Annotated in this window: 13 protein-coding genes, 1 tRNA gene and 1 riboswitch; of the genes, 9 read left to right on the forward strand and 5 right to left on the reverse strand. The window is 43.3% G+C overall.

All coding sequences use genetic code 11. The features are described from left to right. Positions 1–12: 12 nt before the first annotated feature. Both AC1DUD_RS00795 and AC1DUD_RS00800 read left to right on the forward strand, forming a co-directional pair. Complete coding sequence (locus AC1DUD_RS00795; protein ID WP_477370216.1) at positions 13–1521, forward strand: carboxylesterase/lipase family protein; 1509 nt, start codon at positions 13–15, stop codon at positions 1519–1521. Positions 1522–1788: 267 nt separating this feature from the next. Beyond that, positions 1789–6039, forward strand: coding sequence for a hybrid sensor histidine kinase/response regulator (locus tag AC1DUD_RS00800; RefSeq protein WP_477370219.1), 4251 nt, complete (start codon positions 1789–1791; stop codon positions 6037–6039). A 40-nt stretch (positions 6040–6079) separates the two neighbouring features. Here the strand turns inward: AC1DUD_RS00800 and AC1DUD_RS00805 are convergent, their stop codons facing one another. Continuing rightward, positions 6080–6310 (reverse strand): hypothetical protein, encoded by a 231-nt coding sequence (locus tag AC1DUD_RS00805; RefSeq protein WP_477370222.1) that lies wholly within the window; start codon positions 6308–6310, stop codon positions 6080–6082. Between the two features lie 32 nt (positions 6311–6342). After that, positions 6343–7278 (reverse strand): DUF6268 family outer membrane beta-barrel protein, encoded by a 936-nt coding sequence (locus AC1DUD_RS00810; protein WP_477370225.1) that lies wholly within the window; start codon positions 7276–7278, stop codon positions 6343–6345. A 183-nt stretch (positions 7279–7461) separates the two neighbouring features. On the opposite strand from AC1DUD_RS00810, the gene AC1DUD_RS00815 reads away from it, so the two are divergent. Together AC1DUD_RS00815 and AC1DUD_RS00820 are read left to right on the forward strand one after the other, a co-directional pair. Further along, the gene (locus AC1DUD_RS00815; RefSeq protein WP_477370229.1) at positions 7462–8340 is read left to right on the forward strand and encodes a helix-turn-helix domain-containing protein; all 879 of its coding nucleotides are present in this window, start codon (positions 7462–7464) and stop codon (positions 8338–8340) included. Positions 8341–8433: 93 nt separating this feature from the next. After that, positions 8434–9477 carry an NAD(P)-dependent alcohol dehydrogenase gene (locus AC1DUD_RS00820; RefSeq protein WP_477370232.1) on the forward strand — a complete coding sequence of 348 codons (1044 nt, stop codon included), beginning with the start codon at positions 8434–8436 and terminating at the stop codon, positions 9475–9477. A 158-nt stretch (positions 9478–9635) separates the two neighbouring features. Here the strand turns inward: AC1DUD_RS00820 and AC1DUD_RS00825 are convergent, their stop codons facing one another. Then, positions 9636–10634 carry a type I glyceraldehyde-3-phosphate dehydrogenase gene (locus AC1DUD_RS00825; RefSeq protein WP_477370235.1) on the reverse strand — a complete coding sequence of 333 codons (999 nt, stop codon included), beginning with the start codon at positions 10632–10634 and terminating at the stop codon, positions 9636–9638. Positions 10635–10988: 354 nt separating this feature from the next. Here AC1DUD_RS00825 and AC1DUD_RS00830 point away from each other — a divergent pair, with 354 nt between their 5' ends. Both AC1DUD_RS00830 and AC1DUD_RS00835 read left to right on the forward strand, forming a co-directional pair. Next, positions 10989–11582, forward strand: coding sequence for a hypothetical protein (locus AC1DUD_RS00830; RefSeq protein ID WP_477370237.1), 594 nt, complete (start codon positions 10989–10991; stop codon positions 11580–11582). After that, positions 11537–12250: a hypothetical protein gene (locus tag AC1DUD_RS00835; RefSeq protein WP_477370240.1), complete on the forward strand. Its 714-nt coding sequence runs from the start codon at positions 11537–11539 to the stop codon at positions 12248–12250. Before AC1DUD_RS00830 ends, AC1DUD_RS00835 begins: the two co-directional genes overlap by 46 nt. Positions 12251–12416: 166 nt before the next feature. Here the strand turns inward: AC1DUD_RS00835 and AC1DUD_RS00840 are convergent. After that, positions 12417–12490 (reverse strand) — tRNA-Ala (locus AC1DUD_RS00840). A 245-nt stretch (positions 12491–12735) separates the two neighbouring features. After that, positions 12736–14154 (reverse strand): cryptochrome/photolyase family protein, encoded by a 1419-nt coding sequence (locus AC1DUD_RS00845; RefSeq protein WP_477370243.1) that lies wholly within the window; start codon positions 14152–14154, stop codon positions 12736–12738. Positions 14155–14273: 119 nt separating this feature from the next. Beyond that, positions 14274–14474, forward strand: a riboswitch (cobalamin riboswitch). Positions 14475–14576: 102 nt separating this feature from the next. On the opposite strand from AC1DUD_RS00845, the gene AC1DUD_RS00850 reads away from it, so the two are divergent. From AC1DUD_RS00850 to AC1DUD_RS00860, 3 genes are read left to right on the forward strand one after another with little or no spacing between them, the layout of a single operon-like run. Then, positions 14577–16661, forward strand: coding sequence for a TonB-dependent receptor plug domain-containing protein (locus tag AC1DUD_RS00850; protein ID WP_477370246.1), 2085 nt, complete (start codon positions 14577–14579; stop codon positions 16659–16661). Between the two features lie 2 nt (positions 16662–16663). Then, positions 16664–17806: a YncE family protein gene (locus AC1DUD_RS00855; RefSeq protein ID WP_477370249.1), complete on the forward strand. Its 1143-nt coding sequence runs from the start codon at positions 16664–16666 to the stop codon at positions 17804–17806. Between the two features lie 29 nt (positions 17807–17835). Next, positions 17836–18723 (forward strand): cell surface protein, encoded by an 888-nt coding sequence (locus AC1DUD_RS00860; protein ID WP_477370252.1) that lies wholly within the window; start codon positions 17836–17838, stop codon positions 18721–18723. The last annotated feature ends 17 nt before the right edge of the window (positions 18724–18740 follow it).

Here is an 18740-nt window from a genome sequence, read left to right on the forward strand (position 1 = left end):
AGCAACCTTTTTATGAAAAACATCATCCGCCGGATACGGGCATGCACTTTTTTGTTCGGGATCATTTTTAGCTTTAGCGTTAAAGCCCAAACAGTTGTAACAAAAGTATCAGGCGGATGGATCAAGGGTATTGAAGAAGGGCCAACATTAGTGTTTAAAGGCATTTCGTATGCTAAACCACCGGTTGGCTCTTTACGTTTTATGCCTCCCCAACCAGCCGCTCCGTGGAAAGACACACTTTCCTGCGAAAAATTTGGGAATCCGGCATCGCAAGGCGGCGGAGCAGGCGGGCTCAAAGGCAGTGAAGACTGTCTCTCTTTAAACGTTTATACACCTACTATAGCAAAGGACGCTAAACTTCCGGTACTGGTATGGGTGCACGGCGGCGCGCTTACAGGCGGCTCTGGCATGGGAATGAACGGCCACGCTTTTGCTGATGACGATAGTGTTGTTACCGTCACCATCAACTATCGCCTTGGTGTTTTTGGCTTTATGTACCTGGGCGATGTGGCCAAAAGCTACCAATCGTCAGGAAATAACGGCCTGCTTGACCTCATCATGGCACTAAAATGGATCAGGCAAAATATTGCCGCTATGGGTGGCGATGCTTCCAATGTCACCGTAATGGGCGAATCGGCAGGGGCTAAACTTACCAGCGCCTTACAGGCTACCCCCCAGGCTAAAGGATATTTTAATCAACAGATTTTAGAAAGCGGCGCGGTGCAATGCATCAGGGACACTGTTACTGCTAAAAGTATCAGGCAGCGGCTCATGACTAAGCTGGGTATCACCAAACCGGGCGAACTGCTCAACATCTCCGCCGAAAAACTTATCGCTGCCCAGGCTAATATCAGCAATGGAGCACAGGGTACCAACTATTTTGGCCCGGTGATAGATGGCTCAGTTATTTTAGATGATCCGTATCAATACATTCGCAAAAACAGAAATGACAAAGTACGTTTCCTGATCGGTACCAATAAGTTTGAAAGTAAAATGTTCATGGGCTTCGATAAACGCCTCAACCGTCCCGATAGCACGGTTCTTTATGGGTGGTTCGGTGATAACTACCGTTATGTTTTATCAAATTATAATGCCGACGCTAAAAACGGAAATGCTGATAGTGCAGCCCTAAAAGTACTTACCCAATACATGTACCAGATGCACAGTTACCGGCTTGCCAGCACTTTAGCGCAGGCAGGCAACCATGTTTGGATGTACCGTTTTGACTATAAGCGGGATGGTACCGGCGCTACCCATGCCGACGAATTAGGCTATGTTTGGTTTTTACCCAAACAAAACAACTTCAATCAAACAGAACTACAGCTGGCCGGTCAGATCCACCAAACCTGGGTTAACTTTATAAAAGGCAAGGCCCCCGGCCTGGTCAACGATAAACAATGGCCTCATTTTGTAGCCGGCGAAAACAGTATTATGGTTTTTGATACATTTTCGGTGCCGGTGCAACTTAGCAATATTTATAATGATAAGGCCAATCCTTCTTCGTGCTTTGTGTTGAAATAGGCGTTTTCTTCATGAACTTCCATCTTATTCCGCTCTGCTGATTATCTAACAATAGCTTTATGAGCAACCGGTGAAGCTGTATTTGCTTTCAAAACCCAATTGCGATAATTACCGTATACACGTATAAACAGTTGAAAAAAATATAGCTAAATCAAAATCCGGTTAGCATATTAATAACGTATATGCAAGATGCTTAAAGAGTTTCATAAATTATTGTGAGATAATTTAAGTATTATTGCTGTTACTTAATGACACCCCTAACGTTAAATGGCTGATCCAAACTTCGCGGCATATCGCCTGCGCACCACACAATTTCTGGTGCTTTTACTGTTTTTTATTTCGGGGGTTTCACTCATTTCATTTGCACAGATCTCCGACTCGCGGTTCAGACATATCAGCAATGAACAAGGGCTTTCAAACAGTACTGTAAATTGCATTTTTCAGGATAGCCGCGGTTTTATGTGGTTTGGCACCCGCGATGGCTTAAACCGTTATGACGGTTCAAAGTTCATCATCTACAAAAACAACCCTGCCGATAAAGCCAGCATTAGTGATGGCTTCATTAATTGCATTTATGAAGATGCCGCCCATAAACTTTGGATAGGTACCAACTATAATCTTAACCGGTTTGATCCGGTTACCAATAAATTTTCGGCCTGGGGTTTTAAAAACACAGTTGTTACTGCTGTAACAGCTAAAGATGATGATCATTTATGGGTAGGTACTCAGGGAAACGGTGTCAGTCTGCTTGATACCCGGACTGGCAAAGCTGTTCATTTTGGGCACGGTAGCTCGGGGCTTAGCTGCGATACGGTAAATACGCTTTATAAAGATAACAAAGGTGTTTTGTGGGTAGGCACTCGTCATGGCCTTTGTGTATATGATGCTGTTAAATCCTTATTTAAACCATTGACCATTAGCGGACCTGTTGCGGGCTGTGATATTACTTCCATCACTGCCGATAAAGCCAACAACATCTGGATAGGTACCAATGGACAGGGTGTGGTGAGGGTTGATGCGGAGGGCAAAAATTTCAAGTTGTTTGTTCATGATGATATGGATAGTGGCAGTTTATCCGGCAACCTTGTTCTGCAGGTACTTTGCGGCAGGGATGGCGATATCTGGATAGGTACCATTAACCAGGGCATGAACTGGTTTGATGCCAAAACCCAAAAGTTTGTTAAATATTTCCCCCGGCCCGAAAATGCTGGTAGTCTTTCCAATACCACTGTTTCGGCAATTTATGAGGATGTGCAGCATGACCTTTGGATAGGCACTCATCGCGGTGGGGTTAACCTTTATACTGCCGAAACCGATAAGTTTAAACTGTACAGGCAGGGTATAAATGAAACTACCTTAAGCTATAATGATGTTAAAGCATTTTTTGAAGATAGCAAAACCAATATCTGGGTAGGTACTGATGGCGGAGGTCTCAACTTGTTCAACCGTAAAACAGAGCAGTTTCGCCAGTATAAGTTTAACCCTTATGACGCTTCAAGTATCTCAACCAATGCCATACAGGATATAGCCGAAGATGCACAAGGTAATATCTGGGTAGGAACCTGGGGCGGGGGCATTAACCTCATGAGCCCGAAAACCGGAAAGTTTACCCGTTTTAAAGCCAATGCTGCCGACCGGAACGCGGTAAGTTCAGATTTTATGCAACGCATGCTGCTGGATAGCCGGGGCAATTTTTGGGTGGCTACCTATTTTGGAGGTCTTAATTTATTGGATACCAAAACGCACAAGTTTACCCGCGTGCTGAAAGATCCGGATGGAAAAACCTCATTCGAAGGAAATAATGTTGTTTCGGCAGGTGAGGATAAAGATAGTAATGTTTGGTTTGGCACCGATGATGGCGGTCTCAATTGTTATAATCTTAACACCCGCCGTTTCTCACATTATTTTGATCACGAAAAAAAGAAAACAGATTCGAGGGTAATTTTTACCGATAGCAAAGGCCGGGTTTGGATTGGCATGGCAGGTTTATACCTGTTTGATAAAGCCAATAACAAATTCAACCTGTTCATCGCCAAAGGAAACCTAAGCACTGATTTTATTAAAGGGATTGCTGAGGATGAAAAACATAACCTCTGGATCTCCACATCAACCGGCATCAATCGCCTAAACCCCGAAACCGGCGACAATAAGCAGTTTAATACTTACGATGGCTTACAGGGTACGGAGTTTGAAGCCAATGCTTACCTTAAAACCCGCGATGGTGAAATGTATTTTGGTGGTGTTAAAGGCTTCAACAGGTTTTACCCTGAAAAAATCAAAGCAAATACATTTATCCCACCGGTTTACTTAACCGATTTCCAGCTATTCAATAAATCCGTAGTACCTGGTGATAAAGATTCTTTGCTGAAAACAGATATCAGCTTTACTTCCAAAATAACACTCAACTACGATCAATCATCAATTGCCTTTAATTTCATTGCGCTTAATTACATCGTTAGCCGCAACAACCAGTATCAGTATAAGCTGGATGGATTGGATAAAGAATGGGTAAAGGCAGGTATGGAGCGGAGGGCTGCTTACACCAATCTTGATCCGGGAACGTATACTTTTCATGTAAAGGCCTCCAATAACGATGGGGTTTGGAATAATTTAGGTGCATCAGTTATTATTGTGATCACCCCGCCGTTTTGGGTAAGGTGGTGGTTCAGGTTGCTGGTGTTGTTGCTGATCATAGCGGCGGCGTATGGCTTTTATGCCTATCGTATCAATACTATTCAGAAGCAGAAAGCACAGCTTGAAAAACAGGTACAGGAACGTACGCGCGAGGTTGTTCAAAAAGCCGGTGAGCTCCAGGTAAAATCAGATGAATTGCAGGAAGCTTACGAAGAACTGCAGGCGCAATCGGAGGAGTTAAAAGCCCAGTCAGAAGAGTTACATGTTCAGTCGGAGCATTTGCATGAGCTTAATGGTAAACTGGTTGTACAAAAAGAGCAGGAACAACAGGCACGTGAAGAAGCCGAAAAGGCTAATCAGGCCAAAAGTATCTTCCTGGCAACCATGAGTCACGAAATCCGCACGCCAATGAACGGCGTTATTGGTATGGCCTCACTGCTTGCCGAAACCAAACTGGACTATGAGCAACGGGAATATACCGATACCATCATTAGTTGCGGAGAGGGCTTGATGAGCGTAATCAATGACATCCTTGATTTTTCAAAGATCGAATCGGGCAAGATGGAGGTGGAGCATGAGGATTTCGACCTGCGCCATACCATCGAAGAGGTGATGGATATTTTTGCCCAAAGGGCGGCCCAGCAAAAGATAGACCTCATTTATCATATCGACGCTGATGTTCCGCTATATATTGTAGGTGATAGCCTGCGGATAAAACAGGTGCTCATCAACCTCATCAATAACGCTATTAAATTTACCTCCAAAGGGGAGATCTTCATTAAAGTATTTTTAAAGGAGCAGATAGGTGAAGAGGCCGAGATTGGTTTCAGCGTTAAAGATACCGGTATAGGGATCGCTGACGAAAAGATCTCCCGGTTGTTCAAAGCATTTTCGCAGGTTGATTCATCAACTACCCGCAAATACGGCGGTACCGGGCTTGGGCTGGCTATTTGTCAAAGACTGGTGAATTTAATGGGCGGCGATATTTCGGCAACAAGTAAATATGGCGCAGGTTCGGTATTTAGCTTTTCTATCAAGACCATTAAAAGCAAGAACCCGGTACGCACGCCATTGCTCTGTGACCTGGCTGCATTAACGGGTTTACGGGTACTTATCGTTGATGATAATGATACGAACCTGTTTATCCTCCGCACACAGCTCGAGCATTGGAAACTGGAACCGGTAACAGCCTCATCAGGTGCCGAGGCATTAGCCATACTGCATCAGGACGATAGCTTTAAATTGCTGATCACCGATATGGAAATGCCCGAAATGGACGGTGTTGGCCTTGCAAACCAGGTGAAGGTTAAATGCCCTAAGCTGCCCATTGTGATGCTGAGCTCTATTGGCGATGAAACCAAAAGTAAATTCCCGGGGGTGTTCTCGTCTATATTGGTTAAGCCGGTTAAGCAGCATCACCTATGCATGAGCATCCAGAAGGCATTTAACCAGGACAACACGGTAACACCCGAAATTGCGGCTAAAAGTGTATTGTCGGCTGATTTCGCCAAAGAGTATCCACTCCGGATCCTGGTGGCCGAAGACAACCCGATAAACCAAAAATTGATAGAGCGTGTATTGAACAAATTGGGCTATCAGCCTGATATGGCTACCAATGGCGTTATTGTATTAGAAAAGCTCGTCGAAAAATATTATGATATTATTTTAATGGATATCCAGATGCCCGAAATGGACGGACTGGAAACCACTGCTCAAATTCGCTTGCAGGGCGGCAATCAGCCTTACATCGTGGCTATGACAGCCAACGCCATGCAGGAAGACCGCGAAATCTGTATGCAAGGCGGCATGGACGATTATCTTTCCAAGCCCATGCGTTTGGAAGACCTGGTAACTATACTGGAAAAGGTGCAGGTTTTGGGATAACCTGCACCTTTTTGTAATAAATCCTTAAAAGCTTTAGTTCTTATTCAATCAGCTGGCATAGATAACCATGATCTTCAAGGATGCCTATGACTAATTGAGTCGAAATATCCAGGCCTTCAATCCTTAATATCCTATCGCAATCTTCCAGATCAAAATTTACGCGACTATTAGTGATCAGCTTTTGAAGCGCGTCGACCAACATCTTTGCCTTGGCCGAATCCTCAACATTGGTTTTAAAAACCTCTACCCTTGAATTAATGGTTGTTTCCATACTATGCCTGACTTAATGTTAAAAGAAGTAACCTAAAAACGGTAGCTGATCCCCGATTCTACAGTGATTCCTGTCTTTTTCAGTTCGGCCAGCGGTACGCGCTTGTTCAGGTCATTAAATGGTGCCCAGTTAACTTTTTGATCTTTGTTATACAGATCGAGTTTTTGCACAAAATTGTAACCGCCGCTTATCTGCACCGAAAAGTTTTTAGCCAGCTGGTAATTGTAAAAGAGCGTGTTTTTATATTGCTGCACCTGTAAATAATTGGAGCCTGTTTTTTTTGATAAACGATACGAGCCTCCGCCTATACCAAAATCACTGCTGAGCCCGATGATACTTTTATCGCTTAGCTGGTATTTCAGTTTTTCAGAAACAGGTAGTGTGCCGCTGAGGCTTAGTTTATCGCTGATCTGCCAGTCTATCCCAATAACAGGAAGTAATATGGAACCAAAAAACTGGCGTGAATAACCTGCTCCGATAGCATAAGAAAAAGTTTTTGAAGTGCGGATCTTGAGCATAGCAAAAGCAGAGTATGACATGTCATCGCCCGAAACGTCTTTCAGATCAGACGATAAGGTGGGAATTGCGGATACCAGCAAGGCATACTTTTGGGAAAACGATTTTTGAAAAGTGATGGGGACTGAAATAGAGTAAAACTCTGTGCCGCCGAATGTTTGGCCCATGCCGGATAAAGTAAGTCCGCTATAGCTAACTCCGGCCATTAAGAAATCGAGTTTCCCATCTTTAAAATTATTTATAAGGGGTACGGATAGCGAGGCATTCGTTTGCTGAATGCTCATCTTTTTATGGTTAACAGTAAATGGCGAGTAAGAGTAACCTACATCAAACGATCCGATTTTTGGTTTAAATGTAGTATCGGTATTTGTTGCCAATTGTTGTTGGGCACCGGCGGTAAGCTTAAAGGATACTAAAATGGTAACAAGATAGATTATGGATGTGACTTTCATTACAATTGTGTGTTGTTAAATATTATTTGAATTTGTCCCTTAAACACGCCCGAGCCAACTTACCCCTATTGCTGTTTATTATATTTTTCGACCGGATGCACATTGAACCGCATAGTCAAATTTTTTGAACGAAATAGAAAAGTTTGTTTGTGGATTATCCCGTAGCTTTACCCATTATTTGAAATGAAAGAAAAAGCAGTTAAAGTACCCGACGAATTGGTTTGTGCCCCTTATCACCACAGGGATATCAAACTAAATGGCTTATCCATAGTGGAATCATGTACGGTTACGCATCGTAGCCGCGGCTCGATGTTTCTGGAAGATCATATGCTGCTTGTAGTGTTAGAAGGCACTAATACCATTACTCATGGTAACATGGAATATATTGTAGCCAAAAACGAGATGGTGATGCTGAAAAAAGCTATCCAGATCAACTATGATAAAATGGGGAACCCCGAAAAAGGCTCGACCTATAACAGCCTGATGTTTTTCCTGAAGGATGAGTTTTTGCGCGATTTTGTTAAAATGGCCAAAATTGAATCGGTAGAAACGGTTGAGCCGGCAAAGGTTGCAGTGAAGCCAGTAAAGGAGCGCCTGCGTAAATTTTTTGAATCGGTGGTCCCATACTTTGAAGAACCCGAAAGCATTGATGGTTCGCTGATGCGGCTAAAAATGCTGGAGTTGCTTTATGACCTTGTGCATGTGGACAGAAACATGCTTCAGCAATTATTGCAGCTTAAACAGCAGGTGCATGGTGATATTCGCAATGTGGTAATGGATAACTATGCCTCGCCCGTTTCTATTACTGAACTGGCCTATCTTTCGGGGCGCAGCCTTTCCAGCTTTAAACGCGATTTCTTTGCCATTTACCAGGTTACCCCGGCACAATGGATCCGTGAAAAACGTTTAGCCAAAGCAAAAGAAATGCTCACGGCAGATATGGCTGTAACAGATGTTTGCTATTCGCTTGGTTTCGAGAATCTTGCTCATTTTTCGCGCCTTTATAAAGCACATCATGGCTGCTCACCATCAGCCCACCGGCCAACTGTACAAATGCAGTAAAGTAATTTGGACAGAATAGTCAAATAACTTGGACTTTATAAAATACCGTCCCTTTGTTATAGTCAGCATCTTTGTATCATAAAACATTTTAATATGATACAAACAAAAGCATACGCTGCACAAACCAAAGACAGAGATCTTGCACCATGGACATTTGAGCGCCGTGAGGTTGGTCCTCATGATGTACAATTTGACATTTTATTTTGCGGTGTTTGCCACTCCGACCTCCACCAAATTAAAGATGAGTGGGGCGGTTCGATATTCCCAATGGTTCCCGGTCATGAAATTGTTGGCCGCGTGGTTAAAGTTGGCGATCACGTAAAAAAATTCAAAGTTGGTGACCTTGCCGGTACCGGTTGCCTGGTTGATTCATGCCGTGTTTGTGATAACTGTAAGGATGGTTTGGAGCAATATTGCACCAACGGTCACTCACAAACTTACAACGGTTACGAACAGGATCACAAAACCCCTACTTACGGCGGTTATTCAAACACTATTGTAGTTCATGAAGATTTCGTTCTCCAGATCTCTGATAAGCTTGACCTTGCTTCAGTAGCGCCTTTATTGTGCGCGGGGATTACCACTTACTCTCCATTACGTTACTGGAACATTGGCAAAGGGCACAAAATAGCTGTTGTTGGTCTTGGTGGTTTAGGCCACATGGGCGTTAAGTTTGGCGTAGCATTCGGTGCCGAAGTGACTGTATTAAGCACTTCAGCAAAAAAAGAAGAAGACGCAAAAAAATTAGGTGCTCATCATTTCGTAGTAACTTCAGATCCTGAGCAAATGAAAGCCGTAGCCGGTACTTTTGATTTCATCCTGGATACCGTTTCTGCCGATCATGATCTGAACGTGTACCTTGGGTTGCTGAAAACTAATGGTACACACGTATGTGTGGGTGTACCTACCAAACCTGCCGAGATTGCTGCTTTCAGCATTATTGGCGGTCGCAAAAGCCTTGCCGGTTCTATGATTGGTGGTCTTCCCGAAACGCAGGAAATGCTTGATTTCTGCGCCGAACATAACATCGTTTCGGATATCGAACTGGTTGATATGAAAGATATTCATACAGCTTATGACCGGATGCTGAAAGGCGACGTGCGTTACCGTTTCGTGATCGACATGGCGACTATCTAATTGATGAAATAAAACTTAAAGAAAAGGCGATGGCGGACAGTCATCGCCTTTTCTTTTGCTACTGACATAACTTCCCCAACAATATTATAAACAAAAATCCCGGTTACTTGCGCAACCGGGATTATCGTAAATCAACCCTTTTCAGGATGATTCAATATTTAAATTTTTGAGGCGATGAATTCGGTTGCTTCTGCCAGTCTGTTGCTAAAGCCCCATTCATTGTCATACCATGAAGCAATGGAGAGCAGGTCTCCCTGTTTGAATGTCAATGGAAGGTCCATTATGGCCGAGTGAGTGTCTCCAACTATCCTTGCTGATGACCATTCATCTTCGAGCACGTCGAGCACCCCGTGTAGCTCGCCTTGGGCGGCTTTGCGGAACGCGTCATTTACTTCTTCCACAGTACATGGCCTCGTAGTGATCAGGTTCAGTTCAGCAATACTTCCAGTCCTTGTCGGAACGCGATAGGCTTTCCCGGTCACCTTGAGGTCACTCCAAATAAATTGGAGGGCTTTAGCTGCACCTGATGAAGAAGGAATAATATTTTCGGCAGCAGCCCAGGAATCGCGGCGATCCTTCATTGGCTGATCGGTAAGCGATTGAGAGTTGGTGTAAGAGTGAACGGTTGAAAACAAACCGTATTCAATACCGAAAGTCTCGCGGATTACCTTGATTGGTGCTGCCAGTGCATTGGTGGTACAGCTCCCCATGCTAACGATATGATGTTTTTCCACATCGAATTGAGCCAGGTTAATGCCCTTCAAAAGGACGGCATCGCAGTCGGTCAGCGATTTGCTGGGTGCGCTAACCAGCACATATTTTGCACCTTTATTCAAATGCGCCTGTGCGCCTTCCCTTTTGGTTGCGCGACCGGAGCAATCAACCACCAGTTCGACGCCTAAAGATCCCCAATCCGGTACGCCTGCTGCGGAATCCACATAGGCTATTTCGTGGTCATTCAGAACAAAGCCCTTATCATTAGACGCGGCCTTCCCTTTCCAATAGCCATAATTGGTATCGACACTGAATAATGCGGTCAGCGTTTTCAGATCTTTCACATCCGCTACCGCAGATGGAACAAAAAGGTCCCGGTCAAGCCCGATCCTTAACAGCTGGCGGCCGATACGTCCAAAGCCATAAATTGCAATTTTTTTCATAGATAGAATTTTAAGTTATCGTGCTATAAAGTTAAGGCGGGGTATCTGTGAATGTTCGACCATATCATGATAATTACCAAGAAATGTTAAAACGGTGAAAGATTTGCTTGTTGGCAATATCCCTTAAATGATCATTTAACTCTATAATCATTTTTATCTGGGTGTCCCCCTTTTGCATTGAGCCATTTTACAATTAGTTCAACTTGTCTTAATGCTGCTGGAAGATTCTGCTCTTTCCATAAGCCTGTCTACAGAAATAATATAAAAGCAATATGACGACGGGTCTCATAGATGAAATTTTATTATTTTTAAATAACATATCGCCGCTAAAACAACCACATTAAACCTATTATCATGCCTGAAGACAAACCTGAAAACAACCCCTTAAAAGAATATCTTAAGATCATTAAGGATTACCATCGCGTGTTACTTTTACTTTCTGCTACCATCCTGCTTTTTGCCTTATCTCCTGATGAAACCAAAGTATATAAAAACAGCCTCGCTGAATTAAAAGCCTTTATGCAGTATGGGGAAAGTAAAAAAATCACGGGGTATCTCAATTACCTCGACATGGTGGCAGGCCAAAAAGCCGAACAGCTAAAAATTATTGAAACGATTAAAGAAGTTGTTGGAAAAAAAGGCATCACAGGAATTGTCTATCTTAATGAGGACGTGATAACACAGGACAAAAAAGGGATTAAGTTACTCGCAGACCTTCAGGGGCTTGACGAAGACAAATTGGAGCAAACAGCTACAGGTACGATCGCCGAAGTCGGACAAAAGCTCTCCAATTATTCCAACTTCTACCTTTTTGAACCAAACACAACCGATTTAAAGGAAAATTTAATCAAGCTTGGTTTTCTCGATACTATTGCCAAAGGTTATGTTTTAGTGGATTCAGATTGGCGAATGAAGAGGATGGAATTGAGGATAAATCCAGTACATTAGGTTTGTTGCTCAATGGCTTATCACGATTCACAGCTGAATTCAAGAGTGTATCTGGGGGCCGCACAGTTTACGTTAAGGGTGGAATTCGCGGCAATATGATAAAACAACAAGTATTGACGGTTGCAGATTGGATTGAAAAAACTGATACAACCAAGGGTGTGGGGCAGTTTGTGAAAAATGGAACAATATTCCCGGCCATGCGGCAAATTTGGGGTGAGGTGATGAACAAAACGCCACAGGAGGCCTATTTCGCTTTGCAAGGTAAATTAGAGGAAAAGAAAGCCAGCGAAAAGCTTACAGTCTTAGGATTATCATTTCCGCAGAACCTGGTGCTAATCGGCTGTCCATTAATTATGCTTTTGTTTATGCTTTACTATCATTCCCATTTGGTAATTGTACTCGAACAACTTAGTACAAATAGCAGCGAGGAAACAGGCGTAGTATTTCCATGGGTAGGCCTTTATGATGGAATGATAAATAGATTGCTAACGATTTTCTCGTCCTGGCTTTTGCCTTGCATTTCAATTATAGCCCTTTTTGTGAGGCTATGGACACCGGGAGATTTTAGCTTTTGGATTGCTTTTTTATGCGGTGTCGGTGTCGTAATTATCACTCCGCTGATTTACTATACAACGAGAAAAATTAAAAAAGCTTATGTTGGTCACTAATGGCTTGGTTTGTAAGAGTTCTGCTTTGATAACAGTGAAGACTTGACTGAAATTTGGCGTAATTAATGTCAATTAGCTCGTTATACTATACTGTTTTAAATTATTTCATGTTTTACCAGAAACAAAAAAGGCCTTACGATTTTTCGTAAAGCCTTAATTATCAAAGTGGAGAATATCGGAGTCGAACCGATGACCTCTTGCATGCCATGCAAGCGCTCTAGCCAGCTGAGCTAATCCCCCGTATTGGGTCGCAAATATATTATAAGTTGTAAACATTTGAAGCATAAAATCTACTTTTTTTGAAAAATGAGTAATCCATTTAAAAATGAGCTTCAAAATAGATGTGATTTAAATTTAGATAATTCATTTACAGGAATTTATGAATTGTTATTAATAGTGAACCTGTTTGTCAAGTTGGCTCAGGAACTTTTCGGCGTCATTTAAATGCTTATTTTGCTTTTCTGCGGGCATTTTATCAAATGTTTTTACCAGCATGCCCAGGCGCGGATTTTGCAGAAAAAAATTCCGGTGTACGTGCATAAACCGCCAGAATAAGCCGTCCCAGGTTTCCTGCCATTCACCTTTTTTCCAATCGCCCATTTTAATAAATAATTGCTGCCGCTAATGTAGGGTTTGGTCATCATGAGGCCGCCATCGGCAAATTGGGTCATGCCGTAAGTATTGGGCACCATTACCCAATCGTAGGCATCTGCATACATTTCCATAAACCACCGGTAAACATCATCGGGATGGAATTCGCACAGTAAAAAGAAGTTTCCCATAACCATTAAACGCTCAATATGATGTGTGTAGCCGGTAACCAAAACTTTTTTAATTACCACATCAACAGGATGTATCCCCGTATTGCCTTGCCAAAATGATTGAGGTATACGGCGTTTAAATCCCCAGTAATTTTTGATACGCTGTCTTACCCCTTCACGCTCATAAACAATGTGTATAAATTCGCGCCAACCCATGATCTGCCTTATAAAACCTTCTAAAGAATTTAAGGGAATATCCGAATCGGCAGCTACATCCAGGGCTTTATCAATTACCTGTTGCGGATTAAGAAGGCCGATGTTGAGCATGGGGGTTAACACCGAATGATATAAGAAACTTTCATTAGCCACCATTGCATCCTCATAAATGCCAAAATCATGAAGGCGTTGCTGCAGGAAATTTTCGAGCCAGCATTCAGCTTCATCATACGTGGTTGGATAAAACCCGCCCAGGTTGCCAAAAGGCGATGCTGTGCTGCCGTAGTTATCAGGGAAATGTGTATCTACATAAAGTTGTGCTTCTTTCAGATATTCGTTTTCCGGTGGAACATCAAGCAGGGGCACCACCTTGTTCTTGGGAAATTTAAGTCGGTTTTCACTATCATAGGTCCATTTACCACCGACTGGCTTTCCATTACGCTCAAGTAAAACTTTACGCTGTTTGCGCTGGTCTATATAAAAGTCGGTCTGATAATAGGTTTTCTTTTTGTCGAAGAAATCAGCTACTTCATCAACGCTGTTTAGAAAATTGGGACTTTGATATTTGTGGAGTTCCACGTTATGTTTTTCGCAACTACTGTTCAGTCTTTTTTCCAGCCAGTTGTCGGCAGTATGCGTATAATAAATCTGTTCGATACCTTGCTCTGCCAATGACGTTATAAGCCAGCGTACATCGGCGCGTGGATCTTGGGCATCAATATAATTAACCGCTATTTTACCGGCCGACAGGTGATCAGCATAAAACTTCATTGATGCCCGGTGGAGTACAATCTTTTTTTTATTGAAATTGTATTGGTTAAAAAACAGCGTTTCTTCCATAAGGTAAACCTGCCGGGATTGCTTTACTGCGGGATGATGTTTAAATAGCTGGTGCGGAAAAATGAGTGTAACGCTGTTTTCTGACATACATAAACAATAAAATATAGTCAGCTATGTTTGCATTATCTTATTGTATTTTACTACCTCATTAGCGGTGTAATACCCTTGTTGCAAACTGCAACTTGTTTAATTAAACTTTTAATATATACCTTTGCCCTGCTTTTGGTTCGCGGATAATTAACGCCCGCGATTAAAAGGGAACCCGATGTAAATCCGGGACTGTCCCGCAGCTGTAAGCTCCATAACACCGAAGCCCATTCTTATTGTCACTGTTCCGATATGTTCGGAATGGGAAGACAGGGCCGGGGGGAGTAAGTCAGAAGACCTGCCACCAGCACATATTAATTCATAGCTTTCGGGGATTGAAGCTGGAATGAGGATACCTTTCGTGTATTTCATTTTTTGTAATTCGTTCTGTTTGCTGTGAGGTTTTTTAACCCACAACACTCATGAAATTAACTGTGCGCCACACGTTCGCAACGCGTAATGGCTGTATCAAAGGTTTATTATGGCTTGTTTCCTTTGGGATAACAACAGCTTGCAGTTGCCTTCAAGTTTCGGCGCAATCCCCGGTTCATAAAAAAGATACTACCCAAACAGATTCTGTTAAGATCAATCACCTTAAACAGGTGGAGATCCGTGCCGTCAAAACCGACATCCGCAATACATCCCCCACTCCCGTACAGGTTTTAAAAGGCGATCAGCTACAGCGCCTCAATAGTTTTTCTGTGGCCGATGCCATGCGCTTTTTCACCGGCGTTCAGCTTAAGGATTACGGGGGAGTAGGCGGTTTAAAAACCATCAATGTGCGCAGTTTGGGCACCAATCATGTTGCCGTATTTTATGATGGCGTACAATTAGGCAACGCTCAAAACGGGCAGGTTGACCTTGGCCGGTTTTCGTTGGATAACATTGAGGAGATAGATCTTTACAACGGTCAACGAAGCGAGATCTTTCAACCGGCCAAAGCCTTCTCGGCGGCAAGCACCATATATCTGCAATCGGCAAAGCCCAAATTTGAGCCGGGCGAGCATACCCACATCCGCATGAGTTATAAAACCGGGTCGATGGGTTTGTTAAATCCGTCCTTGCTGTGGCAGCAGAAGCTCAATGATAAAATCAGCAGTACTATTAGTGCCGAATATATCCAATCAAACGGCCGGTACAAATTCAGGTATACTAACGGGGTGTATGACACAACCGCGGTGCGCAACAATGGAGATATAAAAGCCTACAGAGTAGAAGCTGGTCTTACCGGCAGTACGGCCGATAGCGCCAGGTGGGCAGTGAAAGCATACAGCTATATTTCAGATCGGGGTTTACCGGGAGCAATTGTTGCCAACAAATTCAATTATTCACAGAGGCAGTGGGACCGCGACCAATTTATCCAGGCCAATTATGAAAGCAATACGGCTAACCGATATAGCTTTAAAGCGGTAGCCAAATATAGTGACAACTACGAACGCTACCTGGATCCGGAATTTGTGACTACCACAGGTTTCCTGGATAACCGCTTTTACCAGCATGAACTTTATACTTCTATAGCCAACCGTTACCGCATTTTGCCGGTTTGGGATATCGCGCTCTCCGTCGATTTCCAAATGAACAATCTCGACGCTAACTTATACCGTTTCCCGTATCCAACCCGCTACACAGAACTGGTTTCAATGGCTTCGCAGCTTAGGGTAGGAAGGCTTAATTTGCAGGCATCACTACTTGGTACTTTTGTTAATGATCAGGTAAAGGAATATACCGGGGCGGGGCGTAAAACAGCCTATACGCCAACAGTAACTGCCGGATGGCGCTTGCTTGACAATAACGACCTGATGCTCCGGGCATTTTATAAAAACATCTTCCGGTTGCCCACTTTTAATGATCTTTATTATACGCTGATCGGAAACACCCTGCTTAAACCTGAATACGCTAAGCAATACGATGTTGGCTTTACCTATAACCATGAGTTTAAAAACCGGTTACTTCAGTCGTTTTCTGTACAGGTTGATGCTTATTATAACCAGGTAAGGGATAAAATTATAGCTGTTCCCGGCCTCAATTTGTTCAGATGGGTGATGTACAATGTGGGCGATGTGCACATAAAAGGAGCGGAGATCAATATCCAATCCGGATGGAATATTGCTGATGAGCTTACTATCACTGCCGGGCTCAATTACACCTATCAACAGGCTTTTTATAAAGAAGGGGGTATTACCTATCGCTATAATATTCCTTATGTGCCCATGCACAGCGGCTCGTTCACTTTAGGGGCAGATTATCGCCGGTTCCAATTCAATTACAGTTATTTATATAACGGACTTCGTTACGATGAGCAGAGTAATGATGTAAACCATGGTGATAATACAGTAGCACCCTGGTACACGCATGACCTTTCGGCAAGCTATCTCACCAAAATATATAAGCGTAAAACCAGGTTTACCCTCGAGGTAAATAACCTCCTGAACCAGGACAGGGAAATCATCTCCAACTTCCCGATGCCCCGGCGTTTTTATCGCTTCAAACTAAGCTATAATATCTAACCATGAAAACATCAAAAATAGCCCTATATCTACCCGTTGCCCTGTTTGTGGTATTGCTTGCGGCATCATGCCGGAAGGCACCGCAAGTAATACCTAAACAGGTTGAACAGATTGCTGCGCCGGATCCATCGAGTGTGATCAAAGGGATATACCTGCTTAACGAGGGTAATATGAACATGAACAAGGCCTCGTTAGATTTTATGAACTTCCGTACCGGTGTTTACGAGCGAAATATCTATAACGAAGCTAATCCCTCCGTTACTAAAGGCCTGGGCGATGTGGGCAATGACATCGGTATCTACGGTTCAAAGATGTATGTGGTGGTCAATATCTCTAATAAGGTGGAGGTGCTGGATGTAAAAACCGCGAAAAAGTTAGCCCAGATAGATATTACCAATTGCCGTTATGTAACCTTCCATAAAAATAATGCCTATGTAAGCGCCTATCTCGGCAAAGTTGGAGATCCTAAAGCCCCCAACGGCATCGTTGCCGAAATTGATACCACCAGCTTACAGATAGAGCGAAAGGTCACGGTTGGCCGCCAGCCGGAGGAAATGGCGATTGTTGGCGAAAAGCTTTACATAGCAAACTCAGGCGGTTATAGTCCGCCGGATTATGAGCGTACAGTTTCGGTAATTGATTTGGCCTCGTTCACAGAGCTTAAACGAATTGATGTGGCTATCAATCTCGACAGATTAAAAGCCGATAAATACGGCGATATCTATGTTACCTCGCGCGGCGATTATTATACGATTCCATCCAAGCTGTTTGTTATCGATACCCAAACCGATGCAATTAAAAAAACATTTGACATAGCTGCCAGCAACCTTTGGATAGATGACGATGCGGCTTATATCTACAGTACAGAATGGAGCTATCCGCAACAAAAAAACACCATTAGTTACACCATGCTCAATGTAAAGGACGAAACCATACTGAGCAGCAAATTTATTACCGACGGCACTGATAAAAAAATAGTAGTGCCCTATGGCATAGCCGTTAACCCGCTTACTAAAGACGTTTTTGTTACCGATGCCGGTAATTACGTGGCTTCGGGCACGCTTTACTGCTTCGACAAAAACGGGGTTATGAAGTGGAAGGTTCAGGCGGGTGATATCCCGGCTCACATGGCCTTTGTTTATTAATTCAATTCATTTTTAAATACAAACTCTTTATGAAAAAACAACAACTTAAACTGCTCGTGATATTAGGCGCACTAAGCGCCCTTACCTGGGTATCATGCAAAAAAGATAAAGTTACAGAAACCGGTCCGCAGGAAGCGCCTATCCGCCCAATAACCGCCTCGAGCAATGCTTACGTAACCACCTTATTCGATTTTAACCCCGCACCCGGACAATTCACTAATACAGGCCTCGGCGATACCACCGCTGCCAAAGCCACGCTTAAAACCGACCAAGGCCTTGTGAGCCTCGGCGGCTGGGGCGGTTACATCGTGGTAGGCTTTGATCACACCGTACTTAACGCCGATGACAAAACTGACTTTGTTGTTTATGGAAATGCTTTCGCCCAGTTTGCTGAGCCCGGCGTTATCTGGGTAATGGAGGATAAAAATGGCAATGGCAAGCCTGATGATACCTGGTACGAGATCAAAGGCAGTGCTTTTTATAAAGATGGTTATACCCGCAATTATTCGGTAACCTATACCCGCCCGGCCTGCGATACCTGCAGCGTGCCATGGAAAGATAATAAAGGCAACACCGGTGTTGTGCAAACCAATATGTTCCATTCCCAGGCTTATTACCCTATCGGTCTTAAAACAAATACCTACACTTTAACGGGAAGCCTGCTGCCAACGAGCAATATTAATATGGATGATCCTACTTACATCACTAGTGCATCATTTGATTATGGCTATGCCGATAACACAGGCGGCGGGGATAAAATTGATATCAGCAGCGCTATTGATGATAAAGGCAATAAGGTAAACCTGAAGGGGATTGATTTTATCAAAGTTCAAACAGGTATCCTGGCCAACATGGGCTGGCTGGGCGAGCAGTCAACCGAATTTACAGGCGCTGCCGATCTGAGCCTGCTTAAATAATCTACTGCACAATTCGA

The sequence above is a fragment of the Mucilaginibacter sp. P4_A11 genome, from assembly GCF_056402535.1.

Bases quoted from the DNA above. Each gene is read 5' to 3' on its own strand.
- AC1DUD_RS00815 (WP_477370229.1), top strand. From the start codon at position 7,462: ATGAAAGAAAAAGCAGTTAAAGTACCCGACGAATTGGTTTGTGCCCCT.
- AC1DUD_RS00820 (WP_477370232.1), top strand. From the start codon at position 8,434: ATGATACAAACAAAAGCATACGCTGCACAAACCAAAGACAGAGATCTT.
- AC1DUD_RS00810 (WP_477370225.1), bottom strand. From the start codon at position 7,278: ATGAAAGTCACATCCATAATCTATCTTGTTACCATTTTAGTATCCTTT.
- AC1DUD_RS00800 (WP_477370219.1), top strand. From the start codon at position 1,789: ATGGCTGATCCAAACTTCGCGGCATATCGCCTGCGCACCACACAATTT.
- AC1DUD_RS00860 (WP_477370252.1), top strand. From the start codon at position 17,836: ATGAAAAAACAACAACTTAAACTGCTCGTGATATTAGGCGCACTAAGC.
- AC1DUD_RS00830 (WP_477370237.1), top strand. From the start codon at position 10,989: ATGCCTGAAGACAAACCTGAAAACAACCCCTTAAAAGAATATCTTAAG.
- AC1DUD_RS00845 (WP_477370243.1), bottom strand. From the start codon at position 14,154: ATGTCAGAAAACAGCGTTACACTCATTTTTCCGCACCAGCTATTTAAA.
- AC1DUD_RS00855 (WP_477370249.1), top strand. From the start codon at position 16,664: ATGAAAACATCAAAAATAGCCCTATATCTACCCGTTGCCCTGTTTGTG.
- AC1DUD_RS00850 (WP_477370246.1), top strand. From the start codon at position 14,577: ATGAAATTAACTGTGCGCCACACGTTCGCAACGCGTAATGGCTGTATC.
- AC1DUD_RS00795 (WP_477370216.1), top strand. From the start codon at position 13: ATGAAAAACATCATCCGCCGGATACGGGCATGCACTTTTTTGTTCGGG.
- AC1DUD_RS00825 (WP_477370235.1), bottom strand. From the start codon at position 10,634: ATGAAAAAAATTGCAATTTATGGCTTTGGACGTATCGGCCGCCAGCTG.
- AC1DUD_RS00805 (WP_477370222.1), bottom strand. From the start codon at position 6,310: ATGGAAACAACCATTAATTCAAGGGTAGAGGTTTTTAAAACCAATGTT.